The organism is Floridaenema aerugineum BLCC-F46, assembly GCF_041929345.1.
GTDB classification, from domain to species: Bacteria; Cyanobacteriota; Cyanobacteriia; order Cyanobacteriales; family Aerosakkonemataceae; genus Floridanema; species Floridanema aerugineum.
The window spans coordinates 1-5,342 of sequence record NZ_JBHFNQ010000155.1; the positions used below are offsets into that span (position 1 = coordinate 1).

Sequence of the window (5,342 nt, forward strand, 5' to 3'; positions counted from 1 at the left end):
CTAAAGGGGACGAGTAAAAGACTACAAGCAGTCCCAAACGCTCTGCGAGCAATGGGATAGAGGGTGTAGTAGTTCACCCAGTTAGGGTAACACCTACAAAATAAGACCTGAGATATTTGTCTATGGTTTTATGAACTATTACCGATCAATTCTATCTGACCAAACGAATTTATTTTCCAACTAGTAGCCTCAGTAAAAGAGGTGGGGGGGTAGGAGGGTAGGGGGGTGGGGGGAGTTGAAGATGCAGATCTCTCCTGTGCCCCTGTGCTCCTGTGCCCCTGTGCCCCTCTGTTCCCCTGCTGGACAAAAGCGCGTAAATCGCGCCAAACGGTGTTACTTCTTAGGGTTTGATTCGGATCTTCGGGTAAGCCGCCTCTTCCGGTAATCACGAAGTTGTTACCCCCTGAAGCTGAACAACCAGCGACAATTTGATTACTGATATCGGTAAAGTTTTCTGGTAATTCTACTAAACCAGCACTTGTATCAACTTCGGGAGTGTTAATTTCCACAATGCCGCTGAACTGAGCACCCAGTTCGGAAGAGGCGGTAATATCACTTAGGGGTGTGAGTTGTGGGCGGAACTGAGTGCCGAAGATACCTTGGGCAGTGATGCTAACTCTGCCGCCTGTACCTTGGACTGCGTTAGCGGTAATGTCGCTATTTTCCAAAGCTACTAAATTATCGGTGTTAATGGTGATGTTGCCGCCATTTGCATTTCCGGCGTTTGTGCTGATTTGACTATTTCGACGTAGGCGGATTTCTGGTGCTTGGAGGTTGATGTTTCCGCCTTCACCAGAGCGAACGGAGGCATCGATGCTGCTTTTGTTGTCAAGGGCGATCGCATTTGCCACCACATTCAGAGTACCAGCATTTCCCGTTCCCGAACTTTCTACACTGATAATTGCGCCATCTCGAAGAATCAATCTGCCTGTAGTCACACTTAAATTCCCCGCTGCACCTGTGGGATTCGATGGGAACAAACTCGCCACTAAAGGATCTCCAGATGCCGTAACAATGAAACTAGAAAATGCCCCATCTCTAGTTCTACCGCTAACTTCGACCAACTCGGAAGCGTTGATAGTGACTTTTCCCCCTTGTCCTGCATCGACTGTCGAGGCTCCAACTGCGCCACCATCGCGGATAATCAATTGTCTGGTGTTAATTGTCAAATCGCCAGAGTTAGCACTTCCTGCTGTCCCGGTAATAATTTGAGAGCGAGAAACACGGCTGGTAATTGCCGAGGAAGTACCAATTATTTGTACTGATTCTGTGGCATTAATTGTCAAATTTCCTCCCTTACCGCTAGCAGGAATTAGCCGATTTATGGCAACAAATCCGCTGGCAGAAGATATCCCTCCTCCTTCTTCTAACAGCAAATATCCCGTATTAATTTCTATATTTCCCGCTGTTCCTGTGCTGCCAATTGTGTTAGTAGCAAAGCCAGTACTTACTGAACTATCGGCGCGTTCTGTGGATATTAACACTGATTCAGTTGCTCTCACATTTATATTTCCGCTGTTACCTGCACCGAAAGTTGAGGTAGAAATTGCTGCTCCATTGCGGATTGTTAGCTTTCCTGTATCTATATTTAATGAACCAGAATTGCCTTGACCAAATGTTGTGGCAAATGCGCCGGAACTGTCGAATTCTGCTAATTCTGAGGCTTTAATCGTCACATTTCCGCCAGTGCCTAAAGTAAATGTGGGGTTGCTGACACCTGCCCCTTCTCGCAAGATTAATTGTCTGGTATCAAGGGTAATATTTCCACTTTTTCCAGTTAAAGCTGTTCCCCCAAAAATGCCTGCTTGCCGTTCTAATGGGTTAATTGTTCCGTTTAAAGCAGCATCAAAAATAATCCGACGAAATTCAGCAAATCCGCTGCCTGTAAGTTGAATTAAGTCTGTGGTGCTAATAGTAATATCTCCTCCGGCACCAGCACCTAAACTTGTAGCACCGATGAAGGATCGATCGCTCAATCTAAATTGATTTGCCTGAATATTTATCCCCCGTCCATCGAGATTTCCTAGCGTATCGGAAACTAAGGAAGAGCGATCGCGCAAAGTCACATTTCCTCCCCTAACTCGAATCGCACCCCCACCCAAACCACTTGTATTAACTGAAGCACTTCCTGATAATTCAATATTGCCAAAATTGCTAATCCCGGAATAATCTAAAGCTATGCCTGTTGCAGTTGGTAACAAGCTAACTAAACCCGGACTCGCCACACTACCCAATTGAATTTCGCCTTGAAAAGCGGTGAGATTGCCATTATTTAAATTTAAATCTCCGCCTATTAAAGCTAATGTTTGACCGGGCAAAACTTCTAAACCAACATTTGTCGGAATAGGAATTCGCGGCTCTAGAGGTGGTAGTTGAATTAAACTAGTAGCTTGGGATTGATTGGTAATGCTTTGCGGATTCGCTCCAAATTGCAAACCAACGGGTACATTAATTGTTAACAAAGATGGCGCAGTTGGATTAACAGCACTAAACTGAGTTCCATCTAAAAACCGAATACTATTAGCAGTAGAACCAATAAAAGAACCACCAATATTTAATTGAGCATTTCGCCCAAATATAATTCCGTTGGGGTTAATTAAAAATAAATTAGCCCTGCCGTTGGCGCGAATTAACCCATCAATATTCGAGATATTTTGCCCGGTAACACGGCTAAAAATATTCTGAATATTTTGGGCATTGTTGAAAAATGCCTCGCCGCCTGTAGGGACAGAAAATTCTCTGAAGCTATGAAATAAATTACTTCCTGCTGTGCTCCCGCCTTCAATGCGAAAGCTGTTTCCTTGGGGAATGACAACACTATTGTTGGGTAGTGTAGCATCGGGAATTACTTGTGCTGACAGGGGATTGTTAGCGCTCAGCAATAACAGGGAAATCGTGCCTAGTTGTTTTAAGTAATTATTCATATTTTATTTGTTAAGGAGACGATGCAATCTATTTCATCAGCTGGGAGAACTTATGATTTTATAATTCCCCATTAATTATGCTGCGATCGCACTAAGTTTTCCGGCTACTCAGAATCAAATATATACCCATAGCTAGAGAGCGATCGCCATATCCACGCGAGATATTTGCAGCAGGAAGGTAAAATGCGGGTGATATGCGACAGTTAATCATTCAGGTGCCAAAAGGACAAGGAAAAACGGTTCTCGATCTTGCTAAATCTCACAATGGGGCGAATTTGGCACAATTCGAGGCTAGCAACGGTGACGGAGAGATCGATGTCGTCATTGTAAATATTTCTAATCAAAAAGTAGAGAAGTTGTTAGGAGAGTTACAAAATTTATCACAAGTTCATATTACTCTAACGCCTACTGGTGTGATGGCGTTGCAACCTCCTGCATCAGAAGCACCACAACAAGTTAAAGATGTGGAAGAACGTAGTCCGATCGAGATTTTTCTTTCTGGTTTGCAAAGTATTGGTTCTTGGCGAGGTTTTCTGGGATATGCGGCAGTTGCAGGGGTTGTAGTTTGGATTGGACTTTATACCAATACGAGTTATTTGTTAGTGGCGGCGATGTTAATTGCACCTTTTGCGGGTCCGGCGATGAATGTGGCTATTGCTAGTGCTAGAGGCGATCGCTATTTACTCTGGCGCAGTTTGTTGCGTTATTTTAGCGCCTTGGCTGTGACAATTTTGATAACTTTTCTTCTGAGTCTAATATTGCAACAACAAATTCCTACTAGTTTGATGATCGATCGCAGCCAAGTTTCAGCAGTAGCGGTGTTGTTACCCATTGCCGCAGGTGCAGCGGGAGCACTAAATTTAGTCCAATCTGAGCGTAGCAGTTTGGTTTCTGGTGCGGCAACGGGAATGTTAGTTGCGGCTTCTTTAGCACCACCAGCGGGTATTGTGGGAATGGCTTGTGCTATTGGCAGATGGGATTTAGTAAAAGGTGGATTATTTTTGCTCCTGCTGCAATTATGCGGCATCAATTTAACAGCAGCAATTTTATTCCGAATTTTTGGTTTATCTATTCAAGGAAGTCGTTATCAACGAGGGAAAAAGGGAGTTTTTCCAGCTGCTTTAGGTGTTACTTTGATTGCCCTTGTCGGACTTTTAACTTGGCAATTTTTCAATTCTCCGAGTTTGGAACGTTCTACTCGTGCTCAACGGGCAAATGTGCAGGTACAAAAAGCAGTTCAAGAAGTAGGTTTAGCTGAATTAGTTGAGTCAAATGTGCGTTTTACTCGCCCGGAAATTCCCGGACAAAATACGCTACTTTCGGTTGTTTATGTACAACGTAAACCGGGGGTAAAGGTGTCGGATGGAGTGATTCGCGATCGCATTACTCGCGCTGTGCAAAATCGCTTAGAGGAAAAAGATTTTAATGTGACTCCTTTGGTTAGTGTAAATGTGCTAGAACCATGATTTTATTATTGCGTCGATTACCAGCTTTTTTACTGCTGTACCTTTTACTAAGTTTCATGGGTAATATTTTGGGAAAAACCAGAATTTTTAGGTTATCCCAAGATATTGAATAGCTAAAGTTGGGTATTAGTATTGAAGTCATGAACAATCTAAATTTGGAAGAAAAACAAGCTTTAGAACAAGAACGCAACGAGGTTTTGCGACAGTGGGAAGATTGGCTAGAAATGCCAATGTTAATTTTAGCTTTAGTCTGGCTGTTGTTATTTATTATTGAGTTAGTTCGGGGACTTACACCAATATTAGATGCAGTTAGCACTACTATTTGGATTATTTTTATTTTAGATTTTTTGCTGGAGTTTAGTTTAGCGCCTCGCAAAGTTGCTTATTTAAGAAGAAACTGGTTAACTGCGCTTTCGCTGCTGTTACCTGCCTTGCGAATTTTTCGGATTTTTCGGATTGTGCGGACAGTTCGTGCGGTGCGAGGATTGCAATTATTAAGAGTAATGTCTCGGACTAATCAAGGAATGAAAGCTTTAGCAGCAACGGTTCATCGTCGAGGTTTTGGTTATGTGTTGGCATTAACTATAATTGTGGCTTTGATGGGTGCAGCTGGAATGTATGCTTTTGAAAGTCAAGTTGCTGATGAATCTGGATTAAAAAGTTATGGTAACGCCCTTTGGTGGACAGCAATGTTAATTACAACTATGGGTTCGGAATATTCACCAAAAACTGCTGAAGGTCGAGTACTTTGTTTTTTATTGGCGCTATATGCCTCGGCGGTTTTTGGTTATGTTACTGCTACAATTGCCACATTTTTTATTGGTCGTGATGCTGATAGTGATGAAGGTGAGATAGCAGGAGCAAAGTCAATTGTAGCATTGCAAAAGGAAATTATGGCTTTACGTCAGGAGATTCAAACTTTAGTAAATCGAGATTAAAAGGTACGTAGTTG

The 5,342-nt window shown here is 42.8% G+C and carries 3 protein-coding genes; 2 read left to right on the forward strand and 1 reads right to left on the reverse strand.

Annotated features, from left to right (window positions below; genetic code table 11):
* Positions 1-128: 128 nt before the first annotated feature.
* Positions 129-2,924 (reverse strand): two-partner secretion domain-containing protein, encoded by a 2,796-nt coding sequence (locus ACE1CC_RS20230; protein ID WP_413272239.1) that lies wholly within the window; start codon positions 2,922-2,924, stop codon positions 129-131.
* 194 nt (positions 2,925-3,118) lie between these two features.
* On the opposite strand from ACE1CC_RS20230, the gene ACE1CC_RS20235 reads away from it, so the two are divergent.
* Positions 3,119-4,390: a TIGR00341 family protein gene (locus tag ACE1CC_RS20235; protein WP_413272240.1), complete on the forward strand. Its 1,272-nt coding sequence runs from the start codon at positions 3,119-3,121 to the stop codon at positions 4,388-4,390.
* Between the two features lie 140 nt (positions 4,391-4,530).
* Positions 4,531-5,328 carry a potassium channel family protein gene (locus ACE1CC_RS20240; RefSeq protein ID WP_413272241.1) on the forward strand — a complete coding sequence of 266 codons (798 nt, stop codon included), beginning with the start codon at positions 4,531-4,533 and terminating at the stop codon, positions 5,326-5,328.
* Positions 5,329-5,342 lie beyond the last annotated feature (14 nt).

What these genes read in the sequence shown, in the direction of transcription:
- ACE1CC_RS20230 (WP_413272239.1), bottom strand. Translation starts at nt 2,924, where the DNA reads ATGAATAATTACTTAAAACAACTAGGCACGATTTCCCTGTTATTGCTG.
- ACE1CC_RS20235 (WP_413272240.1), top strand. Translation starts at nt 3,119, where the DNA reads ATGCGACAGTTAATCATTCAGGTGCCAAAAGGACAAGGAAAAACGGTT.
- ACE1CC_RS20240 (WP_413272241.1), top strand. Translation starts at nt 4,531, where the DNA reads ATGAACAATCTAAATTTGGAAGAAAAACAAGCTTTAGAACAAGAACGC.